Origin of the sequence: Brevundimonas sp. A19_0 (assembly GCF_017744255.1) — a bacterium.
In the GTDB taxonomy this organism is placed as follows: Bacteria; Pseudomonadota; Alphaproteobacteria; order Caulobacterales; family Caulobacteraceae; genus Brevundimonas.
The window spans coordinates 143519-168163 of sequence record NZ_JAGHQP010000001.1; the positions used below are offsets into that span (position 1 = coordinate 143519).

Genomic DNA, 24645 nt, shown 5'->3' on the forward strand with positions numbered 1-24645 from the left:
GGTTCGACGTGGGAAGTGTGCTGCCGTTTCCGGGCACGGACCCGGCCGATGCCGCCATCGGCCGACGCCTGAAGCACTGGCGCGGCCAGCGCGGGGTCGATGTCGACAGTCTGGCCGGCGCCCTGAAGCTGACGCCCGAAGCCCTCCGCAGACTGGAAGCCGGCCACGCCCGCATGGACTCGATGCTGATCGCGGCCGCCACCCGCCATCTGCACCTGCCGGTCTGGGCGCTGGTGTCGGATACGCGAGCCTACTGATGCGCGGACGCAAACAGATGTTCCTGCGAGGCCTTGGCACCGGATGGCGTGACGGCGCGCGCGATGGCGGGGCCGTGCGGTTCGGCGCCGCGGCCGGTATCGGGCTCGGCCTTGTGATTTGCCTCGTGCTCATCGTGACATGACGCTCCGGGGCGCTTAAGCCGTCCCGGTCTTCCGGAGCGAACCATGGCCTACAAGTCCCTGCGCGAATTCATCGATCTGCTGGAAGCCGAGGGCGAACTGGTGCGGGTGACCGAGCCGGTGTCCACGCACCTCGAGATGACCGAAATCCAGACGCGGTTGCTGCGCAATGGCGGCCCGGCGGTGCTGTTCGAACAGCCGGTGATGCCGGACGGCTCGATCAGCCCCATCCCCTGTCTGGCCAATCTGTTCGGCACGGTGAAGCGGGTGGCCATGGGCGTGACGCTGGAGGGCAAGAGCCGCACCACGGCCGCCGAGCTGCGCGAGGTCGGCGAGCTGCTGGCCTTTCTGAGGAATCCGACCCCGCCGCGGGGTCTGGCCGACGCCATGGAGATGCTGCCGCTGGCCAAGACCGTCATGGCCATGCGGCCGAAGGTGGTGAAAAAGGCCCCGGTGCAGGAAGTGGTGCTGAAGGGCGACCAGATCGACCTGACCGCCCTGCCGGTCCAGGGCTGCTGGCCGGGCGAGCCCGCGCCGCTGATCACCTGGGGTCTGGTGGTGACCAAAGGGCCGTCCGACGACCGTGAGGACGACTTCAACCTCGGCATCTATCGCATGCAGGTGCTTGGCAAAGAAAAGGCCATCATGCGCTGGCTGGCCCACCGGGGCGGGGCCCAGCACTATGCCCGTCATCGCAAGGCCGGAAAGCGCGAGCCCCTGCCCTGCGCCGTCGTGCTGGGGGCCGATCCGGGCACCATTCTGGCAGCCGTGACGCCCGTGCCGGACACCCTGTCGGAATACCAGTTCGCAGGCCTGCTGCGCGGCCAGAAGGCCGAGCTGGTCGACTGCAAGACCGTGCCCCTGCAGGTGCCGGCCACCGCCGAGATCGTGCTGGAGGGCCATGTCCTGCTTGACGAGCACGCGCCCGAGGGGCCGTACGGTGACCACACGGGCTATTACAACTCGGTCGAGACCTTCCCGGTGTTCCAGGTGTCGGCCATCACCATGCGCCGCGACCCCATCTATCTGACCACCTTCACCGGGCGGCCGCCGGACGAGCCGAGCGTGCTGGGCGAGGCGCTGAACGAGGTCTTCATCCCCCTGCTGCAACAGCAGTTTCCCGAGATCACCGACTTCTGGCTGCCGCCCGAGGGGTGCAGCTATCGCATCGCCGTGGTGGCCATGAAGAAGGCCTATCCCGGTCACGCCAAGCGGGTGATGATGGGCTGCTGGAGCTATCTGCGGCAGTTCATGTACACCAAGTGGATCATCGTGGTGGACCACGACATCGACGCCCGCGACTGGAAGGACGTCATGTGGGCCATCTCGACCAAGATGGACCCGGCCCGCGACATCACCCTGATCGAGAACACGCCGATCGACTACCTCGACTTCGCCAGCCCCGAGAGCGGTCTGGGCTCCAAGATCGGCCTCGACGCCACCGACAAGTGGGAGCCCGAGACCAAACGCGAATGGGGCGAGGAAATCAGCATGGACGACGCCGTGGTCGAGCGGGTCAGCGACATGTGGGACCGGCTGGGCCTGCCCGGTGACGGAACACCGATCTGGAAGTAGGCTGAGACCTTACTGGCGCCGGGGGGTCGCATGAGCGCGTTCGAGTTCTTTTTCAGCTTCTATGGCCTGTTGCTGGGGCTGTCGGTGGCGGAGCTGGTCAGCGGGTTTTCGCGGGTGCTGCATGAGCGCGAGCGGATCCGGTTTGGCTGGCTCACGCCGCTGCTGGCGGTGTTCGTGGCCATCGACATCGCCACCTTCTGGAACCAGGCCTGGGTGATCTTTCGCGGGGCGCCGTTCAACTTCGCGCTGCTGGTGCTGGGGCTGGTGGTGGCCGGGACCTTCTATGTGGCGGCCAGCGTGACCTTTCCGAGGGTGGCGATGGAGGGGCGGGACGTCGATCTGGACGACCATTTCTGGGCCCAGCGGCGGATCGTGTTTGGCTGTGTGCTGGCCGCGAACCTGCTGATCGCCCTGACCTTCTTTGCCATTACGGGATTGAGTGGAGAGATCGGTCAGATTGCGCTGGGTCCGATCTTCTGGATCGGCATGGCAATCTTCATCTGCGGCACCTCGATCGGGGCATTTGCCGGCAACCACAAGCTGGTGATCGGGGCGCTGCTGGTGCTGGTCGCCTATCATCTGTTCACCACGGCCCGGGCCCTGAATGTGGTGATCCAGGCGGGCGGGTGGTCGCTGCTGCAGGGCTGAGCCTGCCCGATGACATGGGGCCGGAGAGCGGCCTAAGCTCGTCTCATCCACAGCCGAGGCGAGCCCATGTCCACCCCCGTCCAGACCCTGACCCATGCCGCGCAGAAATGGTTCGGCAAGAGCCCCGAGGACCTCGGCGAGCGGGAACGGCGGGTCCTGATGAAGGCCGAGGCGCATGCCCCGATCTCGCACAATGTGAACACGGCCTTCGCGGCAGAGGCGACGTTCGGCGAGCGGCTGGCCGACCGGGTGGCGGCTTTCGGCGGGTCGTGGACCTTTATCGTCCTGTTCTGTGGGGTGCTGGCCGCTTGGGTCGGGTTGAACCTGGCGATGGCGCGGGCGGCGTTCGACCCCTACCCCTTCATCTTCCTCAATCTGATGCTGTCGATGGTCGCCGCCATCCAGGCCCCGGTCATCATGATGAGCCAGAACCGGCAGGGGGCGAAGGACCGGGCCGATGCGGCCCATGACTATGAGGTCAATCTGAAGGCCGAGATCGAGATCATGGCCCTGCACGAAAAGATGGACCGGATGCGGACCGTCGAGATGGAAGCCATGCTGGCCCGACAGGCAGAGCAGATCGCCCTGCTGACACGACTGGTCGAGCGACTGGACCCGGCGGCGGATGGACGAACCGGGGTATGAGAGGGTTGCCATCAAAGGGCGGCCCGGGCCATGACGGGGGCATGAAAACGCCCCGTATCGCCTATGCCCTTGCCGTCAGTCTGGCAGTGATCCCGTTTGCGAGTCCCGTGATGTCCCAGAGTATGCCGTCTTCGTCCAACCAGGCCCTGTACGATCCGCAGCGGTTCCTGCCGCCGGCGCCGGCGTGGGATGGGGCGAGCCGGTCCTTGCTGCGCCCGGCGTCCGATCCGTGGGCGACCGACTTCGAGCGCGACCCGGAGCTGGACTTCAGCCCGAACTATGCGGACACGCGCGCCTGGTTCGACCGGCTCGATGCGGCGTCGGACTGGATCCGCATCGAGGAGTTCGGCACCTCGCCCGAGGGACGGCCGATCTATGCGGTGATCGCGTCCAAGGACGGGGCGACGCTTGATCCGTCCAAGCCCGTGATCCTGGCGCAGGCCGGCATCCACCCCGGCGAGATCGACGGCAAGGACGCGGGCATGATGCTGCTGCGCGACATCGCCTTCTACGGGCGCGACGACCTGCTGGACGGGGCCAATCTGATCCTGATCCCGATCCTGTCGGTGGACGGCCACGAGCGGGCCAGCGCCTATTCACGGCCGAACCAGCGCGGACCGCGGGTGCAGGGCTGGCGCAATACGGCGACCAACCAGAACCTGAACCGGGACTATATGAAGCTGGACCAGGCCGAGATGCAGGCGGTGCGCGGTCTGGTGCTGAAGTATCAGCCGGACCTGTATGTCGACATCCACGTCACCGACGGTCTCGATTATCAATATGACGTGACCTATGGCTACAACGGCGAGAACGGGGTGTGGTCGCGCAGCCCCTCGACCGCCCGCTGGCTGGACGCCGCCTTCAAGCCGGCCATGAATGACGCGCTGGAGGCCCAGGGCCACATCCCGGGCGAGCTGGTGTTCGGCATCGACGACCAGAACCCCCGTGCCGGCCTGTCGGACGGCGGGCTGGGCGAGCGCTTCTCGAACGGCTGGGGGTCCGCCGCCCATGTGCCGACCATCCTGATCGAGAACCACAGCCTGAAGCCCTATGACCAACGGGTGCTGGGCACCTATGTCTTCCTGGAGACGGCGCTGAAGGTGCTGGCCGGGGACGGGGACGATCTGCGCGCGGCGGTCGAGGCGGACCGGGCGCTGCGGCCCGCGACCATCCCGACCAATTTCGAGCCCGAGAAGGAGCCCTCGACCACGCGGGCGTTCAAGGGCATCCGCTATGAGACCTATGTCAGCCCGGCGTCGGGGCGCGAGGAGGTGCGCTGGCTGGGCGTGGCCGATCCCGAGCTGTGGCAGATGCCCTTCTACGGCTCGGTGCCGACGCTGGAGCTGGCGCGGCCCGAGGCCTATTGGGTGCCCGCGCACCGGGCCGACATCGTCGAACGCCTGAAGATGCACGGCATCGAGATGGAGACCCTGACCGAGGCGCGCACCGTGCCGGTCGTGATGCTGCGGCTGGAGGACGTCCGCCTGTCGCCGCGCACCAATGAGGGCCATGTGCCGGTGCGCGTGGGCGGGGTCACGCCCGAGGCCCGCGAATGGACCTTCCCCGCCGGATCGGTGCGGGTGCCGACCGACCAGCCGCTGGGCGATGTGGTGGTGCTGTTGCTGGAGCCGCAGTCGACCGAGAGCTTCTTTGCCTGGGGCATGTTCCTCGAGGTGCTGAACCGGGTCGAGTACATTGAGGGCTATGCCATCGCCCCGCTGGCCGAGGCGATGATGGCCGCCGATCCGGCGCTGAAGGCCGAGTTCGAGGCCAAGCTGGCCGCTGATCCCGGGTTTGCCGCCAATGGGGATGCGCGGCTGGCGTGGTTCTATGAGCGGACGCCCTTCTATGACGACCGCTTCAACCTGTATCCGATCGCGCGGGAGACACGTTGATGACCCTGTCGGACATCATGGGCGCCGCAGCCCACCCGGAGGCGCTGAAGGCACTGTCGCTGTGGGCCGGCCTGCTGGTGCTGTGGCTGGTGCTGCTGTCGTGGGGTGTGGTCGGCCAGAGGCGCCGCCTGAAGGTTGCCTTCGGCGACGGTGGCCATGTGTCGCTGACGGCGGCCGGCCGCGCATTCGGCAATGCCTCGGAATACATCCCGGCCGGGCTGATCGCCCTGCTGCTGCTGGCCCTGACGGGGGCCACGCCGCTGCTGATCCATGCGCTGGGCGCGACCCTGCTGGTCGGACGGATGATCCATGCGGCGGGCCTGCTGTTCCAGAAGGGGCCGTCGCTGGGCCGCATCCTCGGCATGGTGCTGACTTATGCGGTGCTGCTGTTCGCGGCCGGCCTGCTGATCGGTCGGGCGCTGGGCTGACACCCGGCGGGGGAGGACGGTTGCCATGGCGGTTGCCCCCGGGGGCCGTGGCCGCCATATCGGGGCATGGCCGATTCCCCTGCTCCCTCCCCTGATCTGATCCATGATGTGATCGGCGCCGCCCTCCGGGCCGGGGCCGATGCCGCCGAGGCGGTGACCTCGGAGCGGACCTCGCTGTCCGTCGGCGTGCGCGACGGGGCGCTGGAGGACGTCGAGCGCGAGGAGGCGCACGACCTGGGCCTTCGGGTCTTCATCGGCCGGCGTCAGGCGACGGTCTCGACCTCGGACCTGTCAGCCCCGACGCGGGCCCGGCTGATCGAGCGGGCTGTGGCCATGGCGCGGCTGGCCCCCGAAGATCCCTATGCCACCCTGGCCCCGGAAGAGCGGCTGGCCCGGGCGCCGTTCCGCAACATGGACCTGTATGACGCCAACTTCCCCGAGCCGGCGGCGCTTGAGGCGGCAGCGCGCGATTGTGAAGCGGCAGCGCTGGACGTCGACGGCGTGGCGCGGTCTGAAGGCGGCCATGCCTCGGCCTCGCGCAGCGCCTGGCGGCTGGTGACCTCGCACGGGTTCGACGGCCAGTATCGCGGCACGGCCTTTTCGCTGGGCGCGGGCGTGATCGCCGAGAAGGACGGTCAGATGGAGCGGGGCGGCGAGCATCGCACCCTGCGGCACCTGTCGGACATGCCGGCGGCGGAAACGCTCGGGCGCGAGGCCGGACGGCGGGCCGTGGCCCGGGTCGGCGCCCGCAAGATCGCCTCGCAAACCCTGCCGGTCATCTTCGAGAACCGGGTCGCGACCCAGGTGCTGTCGCCGCTGCTGGGTGCCATTTCCGGCCCGTCGATCGCGCGCGGGACCTCGTTCCTGAAGGACGCCCTGGGCGAGGCCGTGCTGCCCGCCCATCTGTCGCTGATCGACGACCCGTTCCGCTCCCGCGGTCTGGGCTCGACCCCGTTCGATGATGAGGGCGTCGAAGTCGTCGAGCGGGCGCTGGTCGACCGGGGCGTGATCACCACCTGGCTGATGAATACGGCGGCGGCGGCGCAGCTGGGACTGGAGAGCACGGGCCATGCCTCACGCGGGCTGGCCGGGCCGTCGGGCGTCTCGACCCACAATCTGCACCTGACCCCGGGCGAGGCCGATCTGGCCGGGCTGATGGGTCAGGCGGGCACCGGCCTGCTGGTCACCTCCATGTTCGGGCCGTCGCTGAACCCCAACACCGGCGACTGGTCGGCGGGGGTCTCGGGCTTCCTGTTCGAGGGAGGCGCGATCGTCCACCCGGTCAGCGAAGTGACCGTGGCCGGCAATCTGCGCCAGCTGTGGATGCGGATGGTGGCGGGCAGCGATCTGGAGTTCCGGTCGTCGTTCAACAGCCCGTCGCTGCTGTTCGATGCGGTGGCCGTCGCCGGCAAATGACCGATCTGGCGGCCGACCTTGCCCTGATCGTCGAGGCCGCCCGCGAGGGTGCGGACCTGGCGCTGGCCGAGCGCGCGCGGGGGCTGGAGATCGAGCGCAAGTCGGGCGGATCGCCGGTCACCAATGCGGACCTGAAGGTCGATGCCTTTCTCAAGGAGCGGCTGCTGGCGGCACGGCCCGATCACGGCTGGCTGTCGGAGGAGACGCCGGACAGCCCCGAGCGGCTGAAGCACCGGCGCATTTTCGTCGTCGATCCGATCGACGGCACCCAGGCCTTTATCGCCAACCGGCCCTGGTGGTGCATTCCGATCGCCGTGATCGAGGACGGTCAGCCGGTGGCGGCCGTCATCCATGTGCCGGAGCGCAGCGAGATCTTTGTCGCCACGGCGGGCGGCGGCGCGCGGATGAACGATGCCACCATCCGGGCCAGCGACACCGATGCCCTGGAGGACGCCTCCCTGCTGGCCAGCGCCCAGATGCTCCAGGGGCCGCAGTGGGTGACGCCCTGGCCACCCATGCGGTTCGAAAAGCGCAGCGCCCTGGCCTATCGGATGGCGCTGGTCGCGGCAGGCGCCTTTGACGCCACAGTGGCGCTGACGCCCAAGTGGGACTGGGATGTCGCGGCAGGCGCCCTGATCGCGCGCGAGGCCGGGGCGATCGTGACCGACCATCTGGGCGAGGACTGGCGCTTCAACCGGCCCGATCCGCGTCAGGCCAGTCTGGTCTGCGCGGCACCGGGCCTGCACCCGTTGATCCTGGAGCGAACCGGGGCTATCCCCCGGGCGAGTTGACCCCTCCCCTGCATCAGGAGGCCTGCCTGCAGGCCAGCCGCCCATGACCGATACGCACAAGACCACCGTCGAGTCCCCCGATCAGCTGCTGCATCTGGTGATCGGCGGCGAACTGCGTCACCTGGACGCCCCCGTGTTCCGCGACCTGTCGAAGATCGACTTCGTCGGCGCCTTCCCCAACTATGAGGAAGCCAAGAAGGCGTGGAAGGCCAAGGCCCAGGCGACCGTCGACAACGCCCACATGCGCTATTTCATTCTGCATGCGCACCGGATGATCGATCCGCGCGGCGACGCGCACTGAGCCGCACTGGCGTTGCGACCGGGTTCGTGAGACCTTTGACGGCTCACGGCGGAGACGTGCGATGACCCTGTTTGGACAGACCCTGGGTGTGCAGGAGGTCGCGAGCCTGACCCTGCTGCTGGCCACCCTGATCTACTGGCTGTTCGTGCTGCGCGGGGCACGGGACTATCGCCGCTGGTTCAAGCAGTGGGAAGCCGACCGCAAGGCAAGACGTGAGGCCCAGCAACGCGCCGAGGGCGGCGGCTCAGGCGGTCCGTGGGGCTGAGGCGATGGGCGACACGGCAAGCCTGATCCATCGCTCGCTGACGGAGCGTGCCCTGCAGCTGGGCGTGCTACTGTTTTCCGTCGCACTGCTGGCGACGCCCGCCGGCGCCCAGGACCATACGGACGAGCCGTCGATCGACGACGTTTTGCGCGATTTTCAAGCCAACACGGAGATGTGGTCCGGGCCCTCGTACCTGACGGGGGACGGCATCGGTCTTCGTGGCGAAACACGGATGCGGGCGTCGCAGAACGCGCCCGGCGTTTGCGAGCAAGACCGCTTCTCGATTTCCGTGGGGCCTGACCGGGGTGACGGCATCCGGCGCGCCACGCAAGTTGTGTCCCGGACGACCTATGCCCTCATGGCCATCGAGCCGAAACGCGGCGACGGGACCCCCGAGGCCCTGCACATCGCCCAGGACATCGCCTGCTCTCAGTGGGGCGCAGGACGCGCCGCTTACATAGACGCAGAGGATGCCGACACGGCCTGGCTGGCCGGACAGATCATCGAGGCCCTGGCGGTCGACGCGCGGACCGGACAGCGCGTGCCCTGGGACTGCCGGAACCCCGACCGGTGCCCGACACGGGGCGAGGGTCTGGCGGTGCTTGAGCTCGGCGACCTCACCCACGTCAGGGCCACACGGGACGACTGTCCGAATGACCATGAGTGCCGGGTCCTGGTGCTGGGCGGCGACATCCATTCCAGCGATCTATGGACTCTCACGGTCGCGCTTTCCGGCCTCGACCCGCTGCGCGTCGTGAGCGTGGCGTGGGGATGGGCTATGCGCCTCTCGCTTCCGGACTAGCCTTACGGCGGGGTGACTATTCGCGCCGGAGCAGGCGGTCCGTCAGCAGGGTGCCCCACCAGCCGGCCTTGAACTCGGCGCGGATGGCCTTGGGGTCATAGCCGGGGCTGTCGACCCATTCGAGGAAGCCGATGCCCTGCGGCTCGATCTCGTGGACGTATTTCTCGAGGTAGAAGTCCAGCACGCCGGTCAGGCCCTCGCGGCTGTGCAGATATTTCTTGGACAGCTGGCCCATGGCCTCGGAGATCGGCTCGCCCAGATGGAAATGGCGGTAGAAGACCGCCATCAGGCCGGCCCGGTCGGCGCCCGACTTGCAGTGGATCAGGACGGGGTATTCGATCGTCTGGAACAGGGCCTTTGCGCGGTGGACGCGATCGGGACCCGGCACGTCGCGGGAATCCAGCGGGGCGTCGATCAGGGTCAGGCCAAGCCGCTCGCAGGCGTCCTTCTCCAGCCAGTAATAGGCCTCGTCGCGGGCGCCGCGCAGATTGATGACGGTCTTGATGCCCTTCGCCTTCCAGCGGGCCAGCTGGGCGGGTGAGGGCTGGTTGGTGCGGACCAGGTCGGGGCCCAGCCAGTGGGCATTGGAAAAGGCCACACGCAGGAAGGCATGGTCCTCCAGCCAGTAGGACAGGTGGGTCTTGAACCGACCCCAGCGCGTGGACAGATCAGGGCGCGACATGCGGGGCAGATAGCCTTTCGCCGGGAAAGGCACCAATGCAATTTCGCCAGACGCTTGACTTGCCCGGGGCATCAGACGACCGAGAGGGCATGTCCGCGCCTGTCGCACCCGCCCCTTCCGAGACCCTGAAACCCGCCCGCCCGCTGCTGGGCCGGGTGTGGCGGGACTATCTGTCCCGGCACAAGGGGGCGCTGGGCCTGTCGCTGGTCTGCGCGGCCATCGTCGGGATCATGGCGGCCACGGTGCTGCAGTTGCTGGAGCCGGCCATCGACGGCCTGTTCCTGGGCCAGCCCGTCACGATCTGGGGCGTGGTCACCGTGCCGCCCGACCGGGCGCTGCTCGGCATTCCGGCCATCATCATCGGGGCCGGGCTGATCTGGACGATCGCCGCCCTGGGACAGGCGGCGCTGGTCAACCGGCTGGGCCACGGCATCGTCGGCGACATCCAGGTCAAGCTGTTCGGGGCGATGATCCGGGCCGATCTGGCGCGGCTGCGGTCGCAGCATTCGGGCGGCTTTGTCTCGTCCGTGCTGTTCGACGCCAATCTGGTGCGGGAAGCCTTCACCAACGGCATGGTCAACTATACCCAGCACGGCCTGACCCTGATCGCCGTGATCGCCTATATGGCGTGGACCGACTGGCGGCTGACGCTGATCGTGCTGCTGGGCGCGCCGCTGATCGCCTTTGTCATCCGGCGCTTCGGCAAGCGCATGCGGAAGGCCACGACGGGGGCCATGGTCGAGACCAGCAATCTGTCGACCGCCCTGATGGAGAACCTGGACGGGGTCCGGCTGATCAAGCTGGAGAACCGTGAGGATGCCGAACAGGCGCGGGTGGGCGAAGTGGTCGCCCGGCGCCAGCGCCATGTGATCAAGAGCGCGGACTCGCGCGCCTTTGCCGGGCCGCTGTCGAACCTGGTGGCCATGATCATCGTCGCCACCGTCATGGCCTATGCCGGCTGGCAGGCGCGTCAGGGCGGCATGACCGTCGGGGCCTTTGCCGCCTACATCGGCCTGTTGATGGCGGCGGGTCAGTCGCTGCGTCAGGTGACCAATCTGCAGACCGTCATGTCCGAGGGGCTGACGGCGGCATCGCGCCTGTTCGAGGCGCTGGATATCGAGCCCGAGATCCGCGAGGCGCCGAATCCGGCCCCCCTGCCCCACGGGCCGGTGACGGTCGCGCTGGAGGGGGTGTCGTTCGCCTATGGGCCGCTGGAAGCGGGCGGCGCCCCGACCCTGTCCGGGGTCGATCTGGTCGTGCGGCCGGGCGAGACGGTGGCGCTGGTCGGGCCGTCGGGCGGCGGCAAGAGCACCATCCTGAGCCTGCTGCCGCGCTTCTATGATGTGACGGCGGGTCAGGTGACCGTGAACGGGTGTGACATCCGCGCGCTGAAGCTGGCCGATCTGCGCGACCGGATCGCTCTGGTCACGCAGGAGCCCTTCCTGTTCGACGATACGCTGGCGGCCAACATCGCCTATGGCCGACCCGGCGCCTCGCAGGACGAGATCGAGGCCGCGGCCCGGGCGGCGGCCGCGCATGAGTTCATCACCGCCCTGCCCGACGGCTATCAGACGCGGGCCGGGGAAGCGGGCCTGCGCCTGTCGGGCGGTCAGCGGCAGCGGGTGGCGATCGCCCGCGCCTTCCTGAAGGACGCGCCGATCCTGTTGCTGGATGAGGCGACCAGCGCGCTCGACACCGAGAGCGAGGCACTGGTGCAGGCCGCGCTGGAGCGGTTGATGGAAGGCCGGGCCACCCTGATGATCGCCCACCGGCTGTCGACCGTGCAGAACGCCGACCGCATCTATGTGATCTCGGCGGGCCGGGTGCTCGAGCAGGGTCGTCACGCCGACCTGGTGGCGCAGAAGGGGCTCTATGCCCGCCTCGCCCGCAGTCAGGCGCTGGACGGACAGCCGGCGGAGACCCCGGCGTGAGGCCGCTGCGCAATCCGGTGATTCAGGGCCTGCTGGCCTGGCTGCTGGCGCGGTGGATGGCCTTCTGTTTCGCCACCATCCGCTGGACCCATGAGGATCAGGACAAGGCCGAAGCCGTCTGGGCAAAGGGCGGCGGCGCGCTGGCGGTGTTCTGGCATTCGCGGATCGCCCTGTCGCCCGCCTGCTGGCCGCTGGATCGGGCCCAGCCGGCCAAGGCGCTGATCTCGCTGTCGGCCGACGGGCAGTTCATCGCCCGGGCCGTCGCCCGACTGGGCTTTCCGGCCATTCGCGGCTCGTCGTCGAACAAGGACAAGGCCAAGCAGGCCAAGGGTGGGACCCAGGCCCTGCGCGACGGGCTGAAGCAGCTGAAGGTCGGGGCGCTGGCCATCACGCCCGACGGACCGCGCGGCCCGGCCCGGGAGATGGCGCAGGGCCTGCCGCTGCTGGCAAAGCTGTCCGGGGCGCCGGCCCTGTTCATCGGCCTGTCGTGCAAGCCGGCGATCCGGCTGGGAACCTGGGACCGGGCGCTGGTGCCTTTGCCCTTCGGCAAGGGCGCGATCGTCTGGGACGTGGCCCACTGGCCCGAGGACGGCGACATGGAGGCGGTCACCGCCGACTGGACCGAGCGCCTGACCGCCGTCGAGGCCCGGGCCGACGCGATCACCGGGCTGGAGCGGGTCTGACCGTGAGCCTGATGCTCGGCACCTATCGCCTGCTGACCCGGCTGTTGCAGCCGCTGGCGCCCCGGGTGCTGGAGGCGCGGGCGCGCAGGGGCAAGGAGGATCCGGCCCGGCTGGGCGAGCGGCTGGGGCACGCCGGAGTGGCACGGCCCGACGGGCCGCTGGTCTGGATGCATGCGATCAGCGTGGGCGAGAGCCTGTCGCTGCTGCCGGTCATCGCCCTGTTGCGAGAACGGCGCCCGGATCTGGGCGTGCTGGTGACGACCGGCACCCTGACCTCGGCCCGGATGATGGCCCAGCGCCTGCCCGACGGCGTGATCCACCAGTATGCGCCGGTCGATACGCCAGCGGCCGTGAGCGGGTTTCTGGACTACTGGCGGCCCTCGCTGGCCCTGTTCGTCGAGAGCGAGCTGTGGCCGAACCTGATCCTCGAGGCGCGGGACCGGGGCGTTCCCCTGATGCTGGCCAGCGCGCGGATCACGGCCCATACGGCCGAGGGTTGGACCCGGCGCCCCGCCGCGGCCCGCGCCCTGTTCCAGGCCTTTGCCCGCATCCTGCCGCAGGACGAGGCGTCGGCCGGCCGTATCCGTGTGCTGGGCGGCCGGGACGACGGGCGGGTCAATCTGAAGCTGGTGGGGGCGCCCCTGCCGTTCGACCGCAAGGCGTTTGACCGGCTCAGCCAGGCCATCGGCGACCGGCCGGTCGTGGTGCTGGCCAGCACCCATGACGGCGAGGAAGCCGCGCTCGTGCAGAGGCTGCTGACCCTCGATCCCCTGCCGTTCCTGATCGTCGTGCCGCGCCACCCCGAGCGCTCGGGCACCATCCGGGCTGATATGGCGGCGCTGGCCCTGACGGTCGCGGTGCGGTCGCGGGGCGAGATGCCCGGCCCCGACACCCGGGTCTATCTGGCCGACACCCTCAACGAGATGGGGCTGTTCCTGAGGCTGGCCGAGGTGGTGGTGCTGGGCGGCGCCTTCGGTCCGCTGATCGGTCAGGGACCGGTGGGCGGGCACAATCCGCTGGAGCCCGCGCGGCTGGCGCGACCGACCCTGACCGGGCCGGACATGAGCAATTGGAGCATCGCCGGTTCGATGGTCGACGCCGGCGGACTGGAGATGCTGACGGACCTGTCGCAGCTGGCGCCGCGGGTGGCGGCGCTGCTGTCCGACCCGGATCAGGCGCGTCAGATCGGGCGGCAGGCCGAGCAGGCCGCGGCCAGTGCCGACGGCGGGCTGGAGGTTCTGTGGCAGGCGATGGCGCCGCTGCTGCCCCCTGCCGGAGGCCGCCGATGAATATCTCGACGCCCCGCTGGTGGTACCGCCGCGACCGCAAATACGGCGTGCTGCCCCGTCTGTTGCTGAGGCCGGTCTCGTGGATCTGGGCCACGGCGACCGCGCGGCGGATGGCCCGCACCGTGCCGCACGACCCGGGGGTGCCGGTCATCTCGATCGGCAATCTGACGGTCGGCGGCTCGGGCAAGACGCCGGTGGCGCTGGCCCTTCTGGAGCGGTTGAAGGCGCGGGGGGTGGCGGCCCATGCCCTGTCGCGCGGCTATGGCGGAAAGCTGGAAGGGCCCGTTCAGGTCGACCCGGGCCTGCATACAGCCGGGGATGTCGGCGACGAACCTCTGATGCTGGCCCAGGTCGCGCCCGCCTGGATCGCGCGCGACCGGGCGGCCGGCGCCGACGCGGCCGTAGCGGGCGGGGCCGAGACACTGGTGCTGGACGACGCCCACCAGAACCCGACGCTGGCCAAGACCCTCAGCCTGGTCATCGTCGACGGCGAGACCCGCGACGACGAATGGCCCTTCGGCGACGGGGCAGTCTTCCCCTCGGGCCCCATGCGCGAGCCGCTGGCGACGGGGCTGGCGCGGGCCGATGCCGTCGTCATCCTGATGCCCGCCGACCTTAAGGTCCCCGATCCGGAGCTGGCGGCGACCTTCGGCGACCTGCCGGTGCTGCTTGCGCGGCTTGAGCCCGCGGCGCCTCCCCCCGCCGGGCCGCAGATGGGTTTTGCCGGGATTGCCAAGCCGTGGAAGGTCGAGCGGTCGCTGAAGGCCGCCGGGTGCGACCTGGTCGACTTTGCCCCCTTCGCCGATCACGCCGCCTATTCCGAAGGCGAGCTTCAGGCCCTGGCCGAGCGGGCGGCGGTGTTCGACGCCGGTCTGGTGACCACAGAGAAGGACTGGGTACGCCTGCCCCCCGACTGGCGCGCCCGCGTCACCGCCTGGCCCGTCCGCGCCCGCTTTGAGGACGCGACGGCGCTGGATGCCCTGCTGGCCCGGGCCTGCGGCGGCTGAGGCCTATTCCGACCGGTACACCACCCCGCCCTTCATGACGAAGGTGACGTGTTCGAGGACAGTGACGTCGGCCAGCGGGTCGCCGCGCACGGCGATCAGGTCGGCGGGCATGCCGGGGGCGATGCGGCCGGCCTGATCGGCAATGCCGAGGTGTTCGGCGGCGTTGACGGTGGCGGTCTGGATGGCCTCCAGCGGGGTCAGGCCGGCGCGGACCAGCAGGGCGAACTCCTGCGCATTGTCGCCGTGGGCCGAGACACCCGAGTCGGTGCCAAACGCGATCCGGACGCCGCCGCGATGGGCGCGACCCGCCATGTCAAGCATGAGCGGACCGGCCTGCAGGGCCTTTTCCGTCTGGGCCGGGGTGAAGAAGTTGTCGGGCCCCGAGGCAATGCGGGCAACATAGTCCCCGGCCATCAGGGTCGGCACCAGCCAGGCGCCGCTGTCGCGCATCAAGCGGATCGACTCGTCGTCGAGCCAGGTGCCGTGCTCGATCGAGTCGCCCCCGGCACGGAGAAAGGCATTGATGCCGTCGGCGCCGTGGGCGTGGGCGGTGACCTGACGACCCATGCGGTGGGCGACCTCGACGATGGCGGCCAGCTCCTCATCCGTGAACTGCTGGCCCAGACCGGCGGCGGTGTTGGACAGGACCCCGCCAGTGGCCGTGATCTTGATGATGTCCGCACCGGAGCGCACCTGTTCGCGGACGGCCCGCATGCAATCGTCTGGCCCTGAGCAGATGCTGGGCGAGGACAGGACGTGCAGGACGTCGTCGCGGTAGCCATTGGCGTCGCCGTGGCCGCCGTGGACCGAGACCGACGACCCGGCGGCGATAATGCGCGGCCCGGCCACGTCGCCGCGACGGATGGCGTCGCGCAGGGCAAAGACCGCCTCGTTCGGGCCGCCCAGATCCGCCACCGTGGTGAAGCCGGCCATCAGCGTCAGCCGGGCATGGCGGACGCCGATCATGGCACGGTCGGAGGTCGACAGGGTGACGGCGTCCAGTCGTCCGGTCGGGCTCTGCTGGCTGGTCAGGTGGACGTGGCTGTCGATCAGGCCGGGCAGGACGAAGGCATCGCGGAGGTCGATGATGTGGCCCGGCTGGCCCTCACCGACGAAGCCGTCGCGGATTTCGACCACGCGACCGTCCGTAATCACCAAAGTTTTATCTGTAAGAATTCTGCCGGTTCCCGGATCGGCCAGCACCCGGCCGACCTGCACGAACGTCGTTCCCCCATCGGGCGAAAGATCAGCCGGTGTCGTCGCTTGCTGGGCAGCGCCCGGCAGGGCCGACAGCAGATACAGCCCCAGAGCCATCAGGAATGTGCGCATGGTCCCCTCCCCGGTATGCGACTTGCACCATAGGCTCCTGTCAGGTTTCGCCAAGGCTCAGGTTGCTATGGCCGTATGGATTTGAAACAACCGGACATCATCGTTGAACCGCAAACAGGGCGTCATATGCGGATATCGAGACGAGGACTGATCCTGGGCGGCTCGGCCCTGATGGCCGGATGTTCTTCCGCCGTCAGCCAGACCGCCGACCTGGCCACCCCGCTGGTCATGCCGACCCCGGCCCCCGCGCCGGTGATCGACACCGCCAGCCTGGTGCAAGTGGACCCCGCACCGCTGGACCCGTCGGGCATGGTGCGCAAGGAAGTCATGGACCGCGCCATGGCGGCGCTGGACATCCACCACCGCAAGATCCCGCAGCGCGACCGCATGTATCTGGTCGACTTCAAGGTGCATTCGTCGCTGCCGCGCCTCTATGAGGTCGATCTGCTGGCCGGCACGGTGACCGCCATGCGCACCAGCCACGGCCGTGGTTCCGACCCCGAGCACACCGGTGTGCCGCGCGCGTTCTCCAATACGCCGGACAGCCATATGTCGTCGGTCGGATCCTATGTGACCGCGGGCGCCAGCTCGGGCCCGCAGCAGGGTCCGAATGTCCTGCTGGACGGCCTGGAATATTCGAACGACAAGGCGCGCGAGCGGGCGATCATCGTGCACGGCGCCGACTATGCCGACCCGGACTTCCTGGAGCGTGAGGGCAAGCTGGGCCGGTCGTATGGCTGCTTCTCGGTGGCGCACGCCGACCTGCCGGCCCTGCGCGAGCGCATGGGCGAAGGGCGGCTGCTGTTCGCCTTCAGCTAAAAAGATCCTCCCCCGTCCTTCGCGGGGGAGGGTTTCCTTACTCGTAGCCGTGGGCGGCTTCGTTGATGACCTGCGAGGGCATGTTGGAGAAGTCGACGGCCACGGGGGCCGCCAGCTTTGCCTGAAGCGTGCGGATGACGTGGGTCATGCGGCGGCGGACCTCGCGTTCGGCCTCGGAGCCCGTGTCGAGGCTGAGCGGGGCGAGGCAGAAGTCGATGATGCCGTCGGTGGATTTGATCGGTTCCATGGTGGGGTCCTTCCTTATTCGGCGGCGACGAACTGGGCGGTTTCGGTCGAGTCCTTGAGCGCCGTGGTCGAGGACTGGCCGTTCGAGATGACGGTGGCGACCTGGTCGAAATAGCCGGTGCCGACCTCGCGCTGGTGACGGGTGGCGGTGTAGCCGGAGGCCTCGTTGGCGAATTCGCGCTGCTGCAGCTCGGAATAGGCCGCCATGCCGCGGTCGCGGTAGCCCGAGGCCAGCTCGAACATGCCGTTGTTGAGGCTGTGGAAGCCGGCCAGGGTGACGAACTGGAACTTGTAGCCCATGGCGCCCAGCTCGCGCTGGAACTTGGCAATGGTGTCCTTGTCCAGCTTGGCCTCCCAGTTGAAGGAGGGCGAGCAGTTGTAGGCCATCAGCTTGCCGGGGTGCGCCTTCTGGATGGCCTCGGCGAACTTGCGCGCATCGTCGAGGTCGGGGTGGGAGGTCTCCCACCACAGGAGGTCGGCGTATTTCGCGTAGTTGAGGCCGCGCGCGATGCAGTGGTCGAGGCCGGTGCCGGGCTTGAGGCGGAAGAAACCCTCGGGCGTGCGATCCTCGCGATTGATGAAGGGGTGGTCGCGTTCGTCCACATCCGAGGTGATCAGCTGGGCCGACTCGGCGTCGGTGCGGGCGACCGTGATCGTGGGCGTGCCCATGACATCGGCGGCCAGGCGGGCGGCGACCAGATTGCGCTCGTGCGCCTGGGTCGGGATCAGCACCTTGCCGCCCAGGTGGCCGCACTTCTTCTCACTGGCCAGCTGGTCCTCGAAGTGGACGCCGGCGGCGCCGGCCTCGATGAAGGCCTTCATGATCTCGAAGCTGTTGAGCGGCCCGCCGAAGCCGGCCTCGGCGTCGGCGACGATCGGGGCGAACCAGTCGCGCTTGGCCCCACCCTCGGCATGCTCGATCTGATCGGCGCGCTGCAGGGTGCGATTGATGCGGCGGCACAGTTCCGGCGCAGCATTGGCGGGATAGAGCGACTGGTCCGGGTACATGGCGCCGGCGGTGTTGGCGTCGGCGGCGACCTGCCAGCCGGACAGGTAGATGGCCTTGAGGCCCGCGCGGACCATCTGCATGGCCTGGTTGCCGGTCACGGCGCCCAGCGCATTGATGTAGGCCTCGGTGTGCAGCAGCTCCCACAGGCGGTTGGCGCCTCGCTCGGCCAGGGTGTGGGTGATCGGCACCGAGCCGCGCAGGCGCAGGACATCCTCGGGCGTATAGGGACGCTCGATCCCGTCGAAGCGGCCCTTGGGCGACGGCACCAGGTCAGCGAAAGTGGTCATGGGTATTCCCTCGTCTCGGATGCAGGCGGCGGTCGCCACCGGTTGCGAGGAAGGAAACACGCGACGGTCACGATTGATACACGCTGGCCCGTCGCATTCCAGACAGTTTGTCACATCATGACACTTGCTCTTCGGTCACACTGTGACAGACTACAGGGATGGCCGAGTCCTGTGATCGCAAGCTGTTTCTGGGGGGGCGCCTCAAGCGGTTGCGGCGCGAGCTGGACCTGACGCAGACGGCCATGGCCGCCGATCTGGGCGTTTCGCCCAGCTATCTCAATCACATAGAGCGCAACCAGAGACCCGTGACGGCGCAGCTGCTGCTGCGGCTGGCGGAGACCTATGACGTCGATCTGCGGGCGCTGAACCAAGGCGGCGTGGGTGAGGCCGAGCTGGCCGAGGTGTTCGCCGACCCCCTGTTCGCCGGCATCAGTGTGCCGCGCCACGAGATGTTGCAGCTGGGCGAGGACCTGCCGGGGGCGGCCGAGGCGCTGATCCGCCTTTACCGGTCGCTGGCCGAGCAGCGCGGTCGCGCGCGGATCGAGGCCGAGCACGGCGGCATCGAGACGGGCACGCCGTCCGACTGGGTGCGCGACCATGTGCAGTCGCGCAACAACCATTTCGCCGAGCTGGATACGCTGGGCGAGGCGCTTCATGCCGCCCTGTTCGACCCGGCGGGCGGGGTGCGCGACAGCTTTGAGGCGGCGGCGCGCGCCCGGCTGGCGGCCCGGCATCACCTGACCGTCCGGGTCATGCCGACCGAGGTGATGGTGGAGTGGACCCGCCGGTTCGATCCGCACCGGCGGCGGCTGCTGCTGTCGGAGACGCTGGGGCCGTCGTCGCGCGCCTTTGCCGTCGCCTATCAGCTGGCGCTGAGTGAGCACGGGGCCGAGCTGGAAGCGATGACCGAGGCGGCCCGCCCCCCGGACGAGGCCACCCGGCGGCTGCTGAAGGTGTCGCTGACCAATACACTCGCGGCCGCGACCCTGATGCCCTACGGCCCGTTCCAGACGACGGCCGAGGAGACCGGCTATGACCTCGGGCGGCTGACGGCGCGGTTCGGCGTGTCGTTCGAACAGGCGGCGCACCGGCTGACCACCCTGTCGCGGCCCACGGCGCGGGGGGTGCCCTTCTTCCTGATGCGGGTCGACCAGGCGGGCAATATCTCGAAACGCTATGCTTCCGGCGCCTTTCCGTTCTCGCGGTTCGGTGGAGCCTGCCCCCGCTGGCGGCTGCATTCGGCCTTTCGCACCCCGGGCCGGATCGTCACCCAGATCATCGAGACGCCGGAGGGCGGGCGCTGGTTCACCCTGGCGCGCACGGTCGACCGGCAGGGGCATGATGCCTTCACCGAAGGACAGGACCTGGCCATCGGTCTGGGGTGCGAGCTGAAGCATGCGCACCGGCTGACCTATGCCCGGGGACTGGACCTGACCGCGCCCGAGGTCACGCCGATCGGCCCGGCCTGCCGGCTGTGCCTGCGCCACCCCTGTGCCGAACGGGCGGCCCCCCCGCTGGACCGGGCGCTGGCGGTCGATGACTGGGCCAAGTCGGTCAGCCCCTATCCGTTCGAGGCGGGGTGAACCCATGATCCAGCTCGACCCGCGTACACGGATCATGGCCGGCTGTTTTTCCGCCGTGGCCGGGTTCGTCGATGTGATCGGCTTTCTGATCACCGGCGGGTTCTTCGTGTCGTTCATGAGCGGAAACTCGACCCGGCTGGGCGTCGGGCTCGAGGAAGGAAGCCGGACCGCCATGGTCGCCGGGGGACTGATCCTGACCTTTGTCCTGGGCGTGATCGTGGGCGCCAGCGTCGGACGGCTGGCCCGGGCGCACAAGGAACCGGCCACCCTCGCTCTGGTGACGGCGCTTTTGACGCTGGCGCTTGTCCTGCATTGGCTGGGGCTGGGCATCCTCGCGGCGATCCCGCTGGCGCTGGCCATGGGCGCGCAGAACACCGTCTTTGCCGAGGACGGAGAGGTGCGCGTCGGACTGACCTATATGACCGGGACACTGGTGAAGCTGGGCAAGCGGATCACCGTGGCGCTGTGGGGCGGCGAGCGCCTCGGGTGGGTGCCCTATCTGTTGCTCTGGCTGGGCCTTCTGGCCGGATCGGTGCTGGGGGCGGCCGGCTTTGCGCAGTTCGGCGCCAATGCCCTGATCGCCCCGGTGCTGGCCATGCTGGCGCTGACGGGGGTGTCTGCAGCCGGTTTCAAAAAGCGATCCGACAGCGTTTGAGTGTCAGGTTGCCAAGTGTCAGGGGCCTCCCCGTTTCCGCAAACGTCGGCGTTCGGCGCGGTTCAGCGGACGGGAGTCAGAGTCCGGCAAAACAGACTCCACTTTCTCCATATCCGGAGCGGCACGGGCGGCGCGCACGGCGGCCAGCTGGGCCTCGGCCGCGCGCATGACCGCCTGACTGGAGCACAGGGCGTCGAGGCTCTGCTCATGGGCCGCGCGCCTCCGGTCGGCAGCCTCCGCCCGGCCCTCGGCGACGGCCGTGGCCTTCAACTGGGCATGGACCCGCGTCCAGCGCGCGGCGCCCGCCGCATCGCCCGCATCCAGCGCGGCGCAGATACGGTGCCAGACCTTGTCGAGCGCGGTCCACAGATCGTCGACGGGCTGATCCAGATCGACCGGCGCGGGCGGCGGCAGGGGGTCGGCGCGGCGGGGATGATCGCGGCGCAGCCAGCCCTCCCGCGCAGCGCGCTGCCAGAAGGTCGAGGGCGGCAGCGCCAGCTCGCGACAGACCATGGCGGCGGTCGACCCCGCCAGATAGGCCTCGCGGGCGACGCTCCAGACGTCGTCGGGGGCGGAGGGAGAGGGAGCAGCCTGTGTCATGGCAGGAAGGCTGGCACGCGGGTGCGTCAGAATCGGTCGGGGGTGTGGCTTTGACGATCGTGTCTTGCATGCGCGGCAAAGCTTGATGCGCGGTTCCCTAGGGTGCCGACCTGTCTCTTTCCAGCGAGGCCGCAGCCAGAACAAACTCCTCGACCGAGAAAAAGGTATCTTCCTTTTCCGTGGCTGGCTCGCAGAGAAACCGGATCTTGTCCCAGCCGAAGTCCTCACTCGAATTCACGATACCGATTCCAGGGACTTCGATCCGGCGCCCGTCGTCGGAGCGGTAATATCGATGGGCGACGATTTCCCACCGCTGTGCACGGCAATCGACCCTGACGACCGACCCAATGACATCGTAGACGACGCCATGGCGTTCATAGCCCCCGGCACCTGCGGGTCGCGCGAACTCTGAGTATATCTGTCCATCGCGGTACTGTTTGCTGGACGAAACTTCCGCGACGATCCCGCTCTGATCCTCGAGAAAGTGCCCGCTGAAAACGTCTGGCCCCTTGCTTTGACGCGTCGCCGCATTCTCGTCCGCCAAGCCACAGGACGTTACGGCGAGGAGCGGGAGGCAGATCAGATACTTCAGAGGGCACCTGCTGGTCGCGGCGGCCAAAACCGCGTGGATCCCCCTCATCATTCCCGCCTCCTCACCTTGGCCCAAGCCCCGGCTACATTTTCGTGGCTGGGTGAAATGCTCATAGCCGGGCCCCAATCAACGTAACATCCGAGCCTGCCAGCTTAAGCGTGCCTGATCCTGCACTGCCCCGACGACAGATCAACCCTCCACGCTCTCACTCCGTCAGAACCACCCTGCCCTCTTCCACCCGATGCGGGATGCCGGCGGCGTGGAAGAGGTCGGCGAGGGCGGTGACGGGGTCCGGGGTGCCGGTGTCGAGGAAGGTCTCGATACGGGCACGCAGCGTCGGGTCACCCGAGACGGCGTCGAGGTGGTCCAGCCATTCGGCGCGCGTCAGGACGCCATCCTCGCGGTTGGCGTCGATCAGGGGCCGGAGATAGTCGAACCAGTCACCGCCGGTGGCGCGCTGCTGGGCGCGTTCAGCCACGAGGGCGAAGACAGCGCCGCAGGCGTAGAAGGCGCGGTGATCACCCAGGGCAGCCGCGCCCTCGATCGGGCGGACGGCGAGGACGGCGCAGTCGTCGACCTCTTGCTGCAGCATGCCCAGCGCGTCGTAGGAGGGGTCGAGCGCCTTTGTGGCACGCACGGCCATCAGATCGGCCCCGCCCTCGGTGATCCAGGAGTCGCGGGAGCGCTCGTAGCGGACGGTCTGGCCGAGCCAGAAGTGGGCGCTCTCATGGCCGATGAACCAGCGGATCTGGGCCTGGGACCGGGGCGAGGCCTCGACATTGCCGATGCCCTCGAAGCTCATGACGATCAGGCCGGGCAGGACGCTGCCGCCCATGCTCTGAATGCCCGGCGTCGGGCCGCCCCAGCTGGCCATGATGGTCGGGCGGTCGGTCTGGCCGGAGCCGAGGCGACGGGCATAGTAGTCGGCGACGCCGGGCGCCCAGGATTCGATCGCGGCGCTGATCCAGGTGGGCAGTTCAGGATCGGCGACGGTGACGATCCGCTCGGCCTCCTTCATGCGGGTCTGGCCGAACAGGACGTAGAGGGTGCCGTCCTCGGTGACGGCCTCGCGCCGGCGCTCGCCCTGCACCAGCACCGGGGCGCTGCGATCCCGCCAGGTGATGCGGGCGTTGCGGATGGCGATGTCCTGACCGTTCAGGTCCTCGGGCAGGTCGCGGGCGACCTCCAGCGACGGCAGGGCGAAGACATCGAAGGCCCCGGAGAACAGGGCGACCGAGCCGTCGGTAAAGGCCAGCACCGGATAGTCGGCCTCGAGGTTGTGATTGCGGGGGGCCAGTTGCAGCCGGACCTGACGGGGCACGGGACCGCCGTCGACGCTGCGCAGAACGTCGAGGTGGCCGACGCGCTCCAGCACCACGCCGGGGGTGACGACGGTCCAGTCAGCCGGGCGCCAGGGCTGGCGCGACTCCATCAGCAGCGACGAGCGGATGAAGGCCCAGACGGGGGCGTCCTCGCTGAAGGTGTAGTCGACCGTCCATTGCTGGCCGTCGCGCGTGACGGACACATCGGCACCGGGGATATCGGCCTCGGCGAGCGCGGTCGGGGCCAGCGGCGAGGTCGGCGCGCAGGCGCCCAGCGTCAGGAAGGCGGCCAGAGCCGTTGCGGCAGACAGCGTGCGCATGAAGGTCCCTCTCGATGGTGGGCGACACCCTAGCGGGCAGCGATCAAGCGTCACCTTACGCTTTGGTCAGGCTTGGGACGGATCAAGGGCCTGTTGGGCGGCCTCCAGCGCCTCGGCCATGGCGGTCCTGAGGCGGTCGGGGGCGAGGATGCGGACCTGATGGCCCCAGGTGAACAGGTGCCAGGCCAGCTCGCGCATGCCGGAGGCGGTGAAGCGCACGCGGACCGATCCGTCGGGCAGGTCCTCGAGCGTCTGGGTGGGGTGCCAGCGCCAGGCCCGGGCCTCGTCCGCGCCCTCGGGCAGGACCCGCAGCTCCACCTGCTCGACCTCGTCCTGATAGATGCCGAACGAGCGCGAGGCGAAGGCCTGGAGGTCGAAGCCTTCGGGCGGGCGGGCTGTGCCCTCCTCGACCGTGATGGCGCTCATCCGGTCAAGGCGGAAGGTCTGGATGCGGCCGCTCTCGCGGTCGGCGGCGACCAGATAGTTGGCCCGGCCGAACATCAGGCCGCAGGGAGTGACGATGCGCCGCCGCGAAGGGGCGCCGGGGCGGCTGTAGACAAAGCCCAGCGGACGCTCGGCCAGCACGGCGTGGCGGATGGGGGTCAGCTCGGCCTCGTCCGCCGTGGGGCGGGGGCCGGCCTGAACGGCGATGGTCTCGGCCCGGACGAGGGCTTCGAGATCCGGGGCCAGACGGTTGAGGGTGGTCGAGCGCATGGCCGACTTGAGCTTGCGCTCCAGCGATTCCAGCGCCGAGGCCCGCGACGGTTCGCCCGATAACCGGAGGGCCGAGGCCGCCTTGGCCAGCTCGACCAGTTCGCCGGCGGTGGGGGCCTGTTCGAAGGCGGACAGGCCGCCGCGGATGCGCCAGCGCTTGTGCGGCGGGTCGGACACCTCCTCGGCGGCCGGGAAGGTCATCAGGACAGCGTCGCGCATGCGCTCGGCCGTGCGGCGACTGACGGCCAGATCCCGCGCCATCTCGTCCAGCGACAGGCCTTCGGAGCTGGCGGCCATGCGACGCGCCAGGTCCAGAATCATCGCGGCCTTGTCGTGGCGCATGGGGGCTCCGGATTGATACGACCGTTTCTGACGTATGTGTGCGCCAATCTATCCTTGTCATCAAGCGCCGG

General features: G+C 69.0%; 27 protein-coding genes. 19 read left to right on the forward strand and 8 right to left on the reverse strand.

What is annotated here, in order from left to right:
• Positions 1-8: 8 nt before the first annotated feature.
• The 12 genes from J7346_RS00720 (at position 9) to J7346_RS00775 (ending at position 9164) form a co-directional block, all read left to right on the forward strand.
• A complete protein-coding gene (locus J7346_RS00720) occupies positions 9-257 on the forward strand; it encodes a helix-turn-helix domain-containing protein (protein WP_209116767.1) in 249 nt (82 codons plus the stop codon).
• A complete protein-coding gene (locus tag J7346_RS00725) occupies positions 257-400 on the forward strand; it encodes a hypothetical protein (RefSeq protein ID WP_209116769.1) in 144 nt (47 codons plus the stop codon). The genes J7346_RS00720 and J7346_RS00725 overlap by 1 nt, the downstream gene beginning before the upstream one ends.
• Before the next feature lie 43 nt (positions 401-443).
• Positions 444-1973 carry a UbiD family decarboxylase gene (locus J7346_RS00730; protein ID WP_209116771.1) on the forward strand — a complete coding sequence of 510 codons (1530 nt, stop codon included), beginning with the start codon at positions 444-446 and terminating at the stop codon, positions 1971-1973.
• A gap of 30 nt (positions 1974-2003) precedes the next feature.
• On the forward strand, positions 2004-2621 hold the full coding sequence (locus tag J7346_RS00735; RefSeq protein ID WP_209116773.1) for a hypothetical protein: 618 nt from the start codon (positions 2004-2006) through the stop codon (positions 2619-2621).
• A gap of 66 nt (positions 2622-2687) precedes the next feature.
• Positions 2688-3266: a DUF1003 domain-containing protein gene (locus J7346_RS00740; RefSeq protein WP_209116775.1), complete on the forward strand. Its 579-nt coding sequence runs from the start codon at positions 2688-2690 to the stop codon at positions 3264-3266.
• 110 nt (positions 3267-3376) lie between these two features.
• Positions 3377-5161, forward strand: a complete 1785-nt coding sequence (locus J7346_RS00745; protein WP_209117311.1) for a M14 family metallopeptidase — start codon at positions 3377-3379, stop codon at positions 5159-5161.
• A complete protein-coding gene (locus J7346_RS00750) occupies positions 5161-5589 on the forward strand; it encodes an MAPEG family protein (protein WP_245157532.1) in 429 nt (142 codons plus the stop codon). The genes J7346_RS00745 and J7346_RS00750 overlap by 1 nt, the downstream gene beginning before the upstream one ends.
• Positions 5590-5655: 66 nt before the next feature.
• Positions 5656-7005 carry a TldD/PmbA family protein gene (locus J7346_RS00755; RefSeq protein ID WP_209116777.1) on the forward strand — a complete coding sequence of 450 codons (1350 nt, stop codon included), beginning with the start codon at positions 5656-5658 and terminating at the stop codon, positions 7003-7005.
• Entirely contained in the window at positions 7002-7796 is a 795-nt protein-coding gene (locus J7346_RS00760; protein WP_209116779.1) for a 3'(2'),5'-bisphosphate nucleotidase CysQ, read from the forward strand. The genes J7346_RS00755 and J7346_RS00760 overlap by 4 nt, the downstream gene beginning before the upstream one ends.
• A gap of 43 nt (positions 7797-7839) precedes the next feature.
• Complete coding sequence (locus J7346_RS00765; protein WP_209116781.1) at positions 7840-8097, forward strand: DUF4170 domain-containing protein; 258 nt, start codon at positions 7840-7842, stop codon at positions 8095-8097.
• Positions 8098-8158: 61 nt separating this feature from the next.
• The gene (locus J7346_RS00770; RefSeq protein ID WP_209116783.1) at positions 8159-8362 is read left to right on the forward strand and encodes a hypothetical protein; all 204 of its coding nucleotides are present in this window, start codon (positions 8159-8161) and stop codon (positions 8360-8362) included.
• A 4-nt stretch (positions 8363-8366) separates the two neighbouring features.
• A complete protein-coding gene (locus tag J7346_RS00775) occupies positions 8367-9164 on the forward strand; it encodes a hypothetical protein (RefSeq protein WP_209116785.1) in 798 nt (265 codons plus the stop codon).
• A gap of 16 nt (positions 9165-9180) precedes the next feature.
• Here J7346_RS00775 and J7346_RS00780 read toward each other — a convergent pair whose 3' ends face one another.
• A complete protein-coding gene (locus tag J7346_RS00780; RefSeq protein ID WP_209116787.1) occupies positions 9181-9846 on the reverse strand; it encodes a sulfur transferase domain-containing protein in 666 nt (221 codons plus the stop codon).
• Positions 9847-9935: 89 nt separating this feature from the next.
• On the opposite strand from J7346_RS00780, the gene J7346_RS00785 reads away from it, so the two are divergent.
• Genes J7346_RS00785 through lpxK form a run of 4 tightly spaced genes read left to right on the forward strand, consistent with a single transcriptional unit; the run spans position 9936 to position 14756 of the window.
• Entirely contained in the window at positions 9936-11777 is a 1842-nt protein-coding gene (locus J7346_RS00785) for an ABC transporter ATP-binding protein (RefSeq protein WP_209116788.1), read from the forward strand.
• Positions 11774-12460: a lysophospholipid acyltransferase family protein gene (locus J7346_RS00790; RefSeq protein WP_209116790.1), complete on the forward strand. Its 687-nt coding sequence runs from the start codon at positions 11774-11776 to the stop codon at positions 12458-12460. Before J7346_RS00785 ends, J7346_RS00790 begins: the two co-directional genes overlap by 4 nt.
• Positions 12461-12471: 11 nt before the next feature.
• Positions 12472-13749 (forward strand): 3-deoxy-D-manno-octulosonic acid transferase, encoded by a 1278-nt coding sequence (locus J7346_RS00795; protein ID WP_209117317.1) that lies wholly within the window; start codon positions 12472-12474, stop codon positions 13747-13749.
• On the forward strand, positions 13746-14756 hold the full coding sequence (lpxK, locus tag J7346_RS00800; protein ID WP_209116792.1) for a tetraacyldisaccharide 4'-kinase: 1011 nt from the start codon (positions 13746-13748) through the stop codon (positions 14754-14756). Before J7346_RS00795 ends, lpxK begins: the two co-directional genes overlap by 4 nt.
• Positions 14757-14759: 3 nt before the next feature.
• Here the strand turns inward: lpxK and J7346_RS00805 are convergent, their stop codons facing one another.
• On the reverse strand, positions 14760-16085 hold the full coding sequence (locus tag J7346_RS00805; protein ID WP_209116793.1) for an amidohydrolase family protein: 1326 nt from the start codon (positions 16083-16085) through the stop codon (positions 14760-14762).
• Between the two features lie 126 nt (positions 16086-16211).
• On the opposite strand from J7346_RS00805, the gene J7346_RS00810 reads away from it, so the two are divergent.
• A complete protein-coding gene (locus tag J7346_RS00810) occupies positions 16212-16904 on the forward strand; it encodes a murein L,D-transpeptidase catalytic domain-containing protein (RefSeq protein ID WP_209116796.1) in 693 nt (230 codons plus the stop codon).
• 37 nt (positions 16905-16941) lie between these two features.
• Here the strand turns inward: J7346_RS00810 and J7346_RS00815 are convergent, their stop codons facing one another.
• Positions 16942-17151 (reverse strand): hypothetical protein, encoded by a 210-nt coding sequence (locus tag J7346_RS00815; protein WP_209116798.1) that lies wholly within the window; start codon positions 17149-17151, stop codon positions 16942-16944.
• 14 nt (positions 17152-17165) lie between these two features.
• The gene (gene aceA, locus J7346_RS00820; RefSeq protein ID WP_209116800.1) at positions 17166-18446 is read right to left on the reverse strand and encodes an isocitrate lyase; all 1281 of its coding nucleotides are present in this window, start codon (positions 18444-18446) and stop codon (positions 17166-17168) included.
• Between the two features lie 158 nt (positions 18447-18604).
• Between aceA and J7346_RS00825 the strand changes: the two genes are divergently transcribed.
• A complete protein-coding gene (locus J7346_RS00825) occupies positions 18605-20029 on the forward strand; it encodes a helix-turn-helix transcriptional regulator (protein ID WP_209116802.1) in 1425 nt (474 codons plus the stop codon).
• 4 nt (positions 20030-20033) lie between these two features.
• Positions 20034-20684 (forward strand): YoaK family protein, encoded by a 651-nt coding sequence (locus J7346_RS00830; protein ID WP_209116804.1) that lies wholly within the window; start codon positions 20034-20036, stop codon positions 20682-20684.
• A gap of 18 nt (positions 20685-20702) precedes the next feature.
• Here the strand turns inward: J7346_RS00830 and J7346_RS00835 are convergent, their stop codons facing one another.
• The 4 genes from J7346_RS00835 to J7346_RS00850 all read right to left on the reverse strand — a co-directional run bounded on the left by J7346_RS00835 (position 20703) and on the right by J7346_RS00850 (position 24574).
• Positions 20703-21284, reverse strand: a complete 582-nt coding sequence (locus tag J7346_RS00835; RefSeq protein WP_209116806.1) for a hypothetical protein — start codon at positions 21282-21284, stop codon at positions 20703-20705.
• Between the two features lie 97 nt (positions 21285-21381).
• A complete protein-coding gene (locus J7346_RS00840; RefSeq protein WP_209116808.1) occupies positions 21382-21927 on the reverse strand; it encodes a hypothetical protein in 546 nt (181 codons plus the stop codon).
• 154 nt (positions 21928-22081) lie between these two features.
• A complete protein-coding gene (locus J7346_RS00845) occupies positions 22082-23518 on the reverse strand; it encodes a hypothetical protein (RefSeq protein WP_209116809.1) in 1437 nt (478 codons plus the stop codon).
• A 66-nt stretch (positions 23519-23584) separates the two neighbouring features.
• Complete coding sequence (locus tag J7346_RS00850; protein WP_209116811.1) at positions 23585-24574, reverse strand: WYL domain-containing protein; 990 nt, start codon at positions 24572-24574, stop codon at positions 23585-23587.
• Positions 24575-24645 lie beyond the last annotated feature (71 nt).

Bases quoted from the DNA above. Each gene is read 5' to 3' on its own strand.
- J7346_RS00725 (WP_209116769.1), top strand. From the start codon at position 257: ATGCGCGGACGCAAACAGATGTTCCTGCGAGGCCTTGGCACCGGATGG.
- J7346_RS00730 (WP_209116771.1), top strand. From the start codon at position 444: ATGGCCTACAAGTCCCTGCGCGAATTCATCGATCTGCTGGAAGCCGAG.
- J7346_RS00735 (WP_209116773.1), top strand. From the start codon at position 2,004: ATGAGCGCGTTCGAGTTCTTTTTCAGCTTCTATGGCCTGTTGCTGGGG.
- J7346_RS00740 (WP_209116775.1), top strand. From the start codon at position 2,688: ATGTCCACCCCCGTCCAGACCCTGACCCATGCCGCGCAGAAATGGTTC.
- J7346_RS00745 (WP_209117311.1), top strand. From the start codon at position 3,377: ATGTCCCAGAGTATGCCGTCTTCGTCCAACCAGGCCCTGTACGATCCG.
- J7346_RS00750 (WP_245157532.1), top strand. From the start codon at position 5,161: ATGACCCTGTCGGACATCATGGGCGCCGCAGCCCACCCGGAGGCGCTG.
- J7346_RS00755 (WP_209116777.1), top strand. From the start codon at position 5,656: ATGGCCGATTCCCCTGCTCCCTCCCCTGATCTGATCCATGATGTGATC.
- J7346_RS00760 (WP_209116779.1), top strand. From the start codon at position 7,002: ATGACCGATCTGGCGGCCGACCTTGCCCTGATCGTCGAGGCCGCCCGC.
- J7346_RS00765 (WP_209116781.1), top strand. From the start codon at position 7,840: ATGACCGATACGCACAAGACCACCGTCGAGTCCCCCGATCAGCTGCTG.
- J7346_RS00770 (WP_209116783.1), top strand. From the start codon at position 8,159: ATGACCCTGTTTGGACAGACCCTGGGTGTGCAGGAGGTCGCGAGCCTG.
- J7346_RS00775 (WP_209116785.1), top strand. From the start codon at position 8,367: ATGGGCGACACGGCAAGCCTGATCCATCGCTCGCTGACGGAGCGTGCC.
- J7346_RS00780 (WP_209116787.1), bottom strand. From the start codon at position 9,846: ATGTCGCGCCCTGATCTGTCCACGCGCTGGGGTCGGTTCAAGACCCAC.
- J7346_RS00785 (WP_209116788.1), top strand. From the start codon at position 9,936: ATGTCCGCGCCTGTCGCACCCGCCCCTTCCGAGACCCTGAAACCCGCC.
- J7346_RS00795 (WP_209117317.1), top strand. From the start codon at position 12,472: ATGCTCGGCACCTATCGCCTGCTGACCCGGCTGTTGCAGCCGCTGGCG.
- lpxK (WP_209116792.1), top strand. From the start codon at position 13,746: ATGAATATCTCGACGCCCCGCTGGTGGTACCGCCGCGACCGCAAATAC.
- J7346_RS00805 (WP_209116793.1), bottom strand. From the start codon at position 16,085: ATGCGCACATTCCTGATGGCTCTGGGGCTGTATCTGCTGTCGGCCCTG.
- J7346_RS00810 (WP_209116796.1), top strand. From the start codon at position 16,212: ATGCGGATATCGAGACGAGGACTGATCCTGGGCGGCTCGGCCCTGATG.
- J7346_RS00815 (WP_209116798.1), bottom strand. From the start codon at position 17,151: ATGGAACCGATCAAATCCACCGACGGCATCATCGACTTCTGCCTCGCC.
- aceA (WP_209116800.1), bottom strand. From the start codon at position 18,446: ATGACCACTTTCGCTGACCTGGTGCCGTCGCCCAAGGGCCGCTTCGAC.
- J7346_RS00825 (WP_209116802.1), top strand. From the start codon at position 18,605: ATGGCCGAGTCCTGTGATCGCAAGCTGTTTCTGGGGGGGCGCCTCAAG.
- J7346_RS00830 (WP_209116804.1), top strand. From the start codon at position 20,034: ATGATCCAGCTCGACCCGCGTACACGGATCATGGCCGGCTGTTTTTCC.
- J7346_RS00835 (WP_209116806.1), bottom strand. From the start codon at position 21,284: ATGACACAGGCTGCTCCCTCTCCCTCCGCCCCCGACGACGTCTGGAGC.
- J7346_RS00840 (WP_209116808.1), bottom strand. From the start codon at position 21,927: ATGATGAGGGGGATCCACGCGGTTTTGGCCGCCGCGACCAGCAGGTGC.
- J7346_RS00845 (WP_209116809.1), bottom strand. From the start codon at position 23,518: ATGCGCACGCTGTCTGCCGCAACGGCTCTGGCCGCCTTCCTGACGCTG.
- J7346_RS00850 (WP_209116811.1), bottom strand. From the start codon at position 24,574: ATGCGCCACGACAAGGCCGCGATGATTCTGGACCTGGCGCGTCGCATG.